The organism is Streptomyces sp. CRN 30 (genome assembly GCF_034105845.1).
The window spans coordinates 1-3,668 of record NZ_JAVRHI010000451.1; the positions used below are offsets into that span (position 1 = coordinate 1).

The 3,668-nt window shown below is 71.6% G+C and carries 3 protein-coding genes; 1 reads left to right on the top strand and 2 read right to left on the bottom strand.

The features are described from left to right. Positions 1 to 58: 58 nt before the first annotated feature. On the bottom strand, positions 59 to 1,267 hold the full coding sequence (ftsY, locus tag UW392_RS51520) for a signal recognition particle-docking protein FtsY (protein WP_320782354.1): 1,209 nt from the start codon (positions 1,265 to 1,267) through the stop codon (positions 59 to 61). Positions 1,268 to 1,471: 204 nt separating this feature from the next. On the opposite strand from ftsY, the gene UW392_RS51525 reads away from it, so the two are divergent. Next, entirely contained in the window at positions 1,472 to 2,914 is a 1,443-nt protein-coding gene (locus UW392_RS51525) for a cytosine permease (protein ID WP_320782355.1), read from the top strand. Between the two features lie 285 nt (positions 2,915 to 3,199). Here the strand turns inward: UW392_RS51525 and UW392_RS51530 are convergent. Then, on the bottom strand, positions 3,200 to 3,668 hold a 469-nt coding region (locus tag UW392_RS51530), incomplete at its 5' end, for an MFS transporter (protein WP_320782356.1).

The following is a 3,668-nucleotide window of genomic DNA, read 5'->3' on the forward strand; positions in this document are numbered from 1 at the left end:
GGCGCCCACCCCTGAAGGGTGGGCGCCTCCGCACATACGGGGGTCAGGACCGCCGTCGTCAGTCGCCGATCAGCGCGTCCACGAAGCCCTCGGGCTCGAACGGCGCCAGGTCGTCGGCGCCCTCGCCCAGCCCGATCAGCTTGACCGGCACGCCCAGCTCACGCTGGACGGCGACCACGATGCCGCCCTTGGCCGTGCCGTCCAGCTTGGTCAGCACGATGCCGGTGATGTCGACGACCTCGGCGAAGACCCGGGCCTGGATCAGACCGTTCTGGCCGGTGGTGGCGTCGAGGACCAGCAGCACCTCGTCCAGCGGGGCGTGCTTCTCCACGACCCGCTTGACCTTGCCCAGCTCGTCCATGAGGCCGGTCTTGGTGTGCAGCCGGCCAGCGGTGTCGATGAGCACCACGTCGGAGCCCAGCTCCTTGCCCTCCTTCACCGCGTCGAACGCGACGGAGGCCGGGTCGCCGCCCTCGGGACCGCGCACGGTGTGGGCGCCGACCCGCTCGCCCCAGGTCTGGAGCTGGTCGGCGGCGGCGGCGCGGAAGGTGTCCGCGGCGCCCAGGACGACGCTGCGCCCGTCGGCGACCAGGACGCGGGCGAGCTTGCCGGTGGTGGTGGTCTTGCCGGTGCCGTTGACCCCGACGACCATCACGATGCCGGGCTTGCCCGTGGCGGGCTCGGTCTTGACCTCGCGGTCCAGGTCGGCACCGACCAGCGTGATCAGTTCCTCCCGCAGCAGCCCCCGCAGCTCCTGCGGGGTACGGGTGCCCAGCACGCGGACACGCTCGCGCAGCCGCTCGACCAGCTCCTGGGTGGGCCGCACGCCGACGTCGGCGGTGAGGAGCGTGTCCTCGATCTCCTCCCAGGTGTCCTCGTCGAGGTGCTCGCGGGAGAGGAGCGTGAGCAGGCCCTTGCCGAGCGCGTTCTGCGAACGGGAGAGGCGGGAACGGAGCCGGACCAGACGGCCGGCGGTGGGCTCGGGGACCTCCAGCTGAGGTACTTCGAGCTCTTCGACGACGGGCGGCTCGGCGACGGTGGCCGTACCGCCGTCCGGGAGGTCGACCTCCTCTATGGTCCGGCGCGCTTCGTCGCGCGGCGTCTCGGCCTCGTCGCCGACACGCGGTTCGGTCGGAGGGGCGGTGATGTCGGGCGTGGCGGGAGGCGGCTTCGGCAGCTGCTTCTTGCGGCGGCTGCCGACGACCAGCCCGCCGAGCGCGCCGATCACGACCACGGCGATGACTACAGCAAGGATGACGATTTCCATAACGCCCCCAGTATCAGTCATGGCCCCGATCGGTCAGAGGTGCGCGGCGCCGCCGTTCTGTGGCTTCCTCCTAGGGACAAAGGCCACTGGAGGGGCGAGGTGGTAGCAAAGTACGATGGAACGGCCGCATTGACGCGCGTAGAGTCCCCGACCGCCCTCCCTTTCCGTGAGGTGCGGAACCCCCACGAGGCACGGACCCCCACCATGAGCGAAACCGCCGCGACCGACGGCGCCCTGGAGACCCGCGGCATCGAGCAGGTGCCCGACGCCGAACGCACCGCCCGCGTCCGCGGGCTCTTCCCGACCTGGGTCGGGGCCAACATCAGCGTGTTGCTCCTCACCATGGGCGCGAGCCTCGTCGTGGTGCACCGCATCGACTTCTGGCAGGCGCTGGTCGTCGCGGCGTGCGCGCCCCTGCTGTCGTACGGCCTGGTCGGGCTCATCGGCATCGCCGGCAAGCGCGGCGGTGCGCCCGGGATGGCGCTCTCCCGCGCGGTGTTCGGGCAGCGGGGCAATCTGCTGCCCGGCGCGCTGATCTGGGTCGCGCGCTGGGGCTGGGAGACGATCAACGCGGTGACCGGCGCGTACGCGCTGCTCAGCGTGTTGGACATCCTGTTCGGGGTGCGGGCCAATCCCTTCCTGGACCTGGTGACGCTGCTCGCCTTCGTCGTCGCGACGTTCGCGATCTCGGGGCTGGGCATCAACGCGGTGCAGAAGTGCAACAAGTACGCGGCGTACCTGTTCGGCGCCTTCTCGCTGCTGGTCCTCGGCTATCTGATCGCCGAGACCGACTGGTCCGGGGTCTTCGGCCGGCCCTCGGGGTCGGTCGCCGCGATGGTCACGGGCATCGGTCTGATCGCGGCGGGCGGCGTCAGCTGGATTCCGTCGGCGCCCGACTTCACCCGGTACCTGCCGCGCACGGCCTCCGCGAAGGGGATCGTGGGCGTGACGGTGGGCGGCGCCGCGATCGTCGTCCTGCCGATGGTGCTGATGGGCGCGGTGATGGCCGTCGCGACACCGGACCTCGCGTCGGCGGCCGACCCGGTCGCGTTCCTCGGCGAGATCCTGCCGACCTGGATCGCGGTGCCGTACCTGCTGATCGCGCTCGTCGGCATGCTGCTGATCAACGCGATGTCGATGTACTCGGCGGGCTTCACCGCGCAGACCCTCGGCTTCAGGGTGCCGCGCCACTGGGCGGTGTCGGTGAACGCGGTGATCTCCCTGGTCTTCGGCGGTGTGCTGATGCTGGCGGCGACGAGCTTCGTGGGCTCCTTCACCGCGTTCCTGTCGCTGCTGGCGGTCGCCTTCTCCGCGTGGGTCGGCGTCTTCGGCGCGGACATGCTGCGCCGCCGCGAGTACGACGGGACGGCGCTGTCCGACACCGGGCGCACCAGCGCGTACTGGTACCGGGGCGGCTTCTCCCCCGCCGCCGTGTCCGCGTGGGCGATCGGCCTGGTCGCGGGGCTGCTCTTCACCGCGTCCGACTGGTTCACCGGCCCCCTGGCCGGCAACAACGTCATCGGCGAGTACGGCCTCGGCTGGGTGGCGACCATCCTGGTCTCGGGCCTGCTGTACGTGGTGCTGCCGAAGCCGGCGGTGGTGGCGAAGCCGGCAGTGGTGGCGGGGGCGTCGTCGTCGGCGGCGTAGAGGCTGGCGGGCCGGCGGCGTAGAGGCTCGCGGGTCGGCGCGGAGGGCCGACGAGTCGGCGTCGAGGGGCTAGGGTCGCCGCCCCCGTCCGCGCCTGCGGCAGGGGCCGTCCGGTACGGGCCCTCAGCCCCGGCGTGGGACCATGCGCGCCCAGCCCCACGCACCGCGCCCGGCCCGGAGAAGACCGCCGCCCCCGTCCGGCGGCGGGCCGGAACGGGGGCGGCGGTACGACACGGGGAGAGGGGCAGCGGGGACTTGGCTCCTCCCCCCGGGCTTCGGGGGGCCTCAGCCCATTTCCTCCAGCGTCTTGCCGTTCGTCTCCTTGACGAACTTGAGCACGAAGGGGATGGAGAGCGCGGCGAAGACGGTGTAGATCACGTAGGTCGCGGAGAGGTTCCAGTCGGCCAGCGAGGGGAAGCTCGCGGTGATGGCCCAGTTGGCGATCCACTGCGCCGAGGCGGCCACACCCAGGGCTGCGGCGCGCAGCCGGTTGGGGAACATCTCGCCGAGCATGACCCAGACGATGACGCCCCAGGACAGGGCGAAGAAGAGGACGAAGACGTGGGCGGCGATCAGTGCCACCCAGCCCTGCGTGGCGGGGAGTTTGCCGTCGACGAGGTGGGCGGAGAAGGCCCAGGCCTCCAGGGCCAGGCCGACGACCATGCCGACGGAGCCGATGATGGCCAGCGGCTTGCGGCCGACCCGGTCCACGAAGATCATCGCGATCACGGTGCCGACGATGTTGATGATCGAG

Bases quoted from the DNA above. Each gene is read 5' to 3' on its own strand.
- ftsY (WP_320782354.1), bottom strand. From the start codon at position 1,267: ATGGAAATCGTCATCCTTGCTGTAGTCATCGCCGTGGTCGTGATCGGC.
- UW392_RS51525 (WP_320782355.1), top strand. From the start codon at position 1,472: ATGAGCGAAACCGCCGCGACCGACGGCGCCCTGGAGACCCGCGGCATC.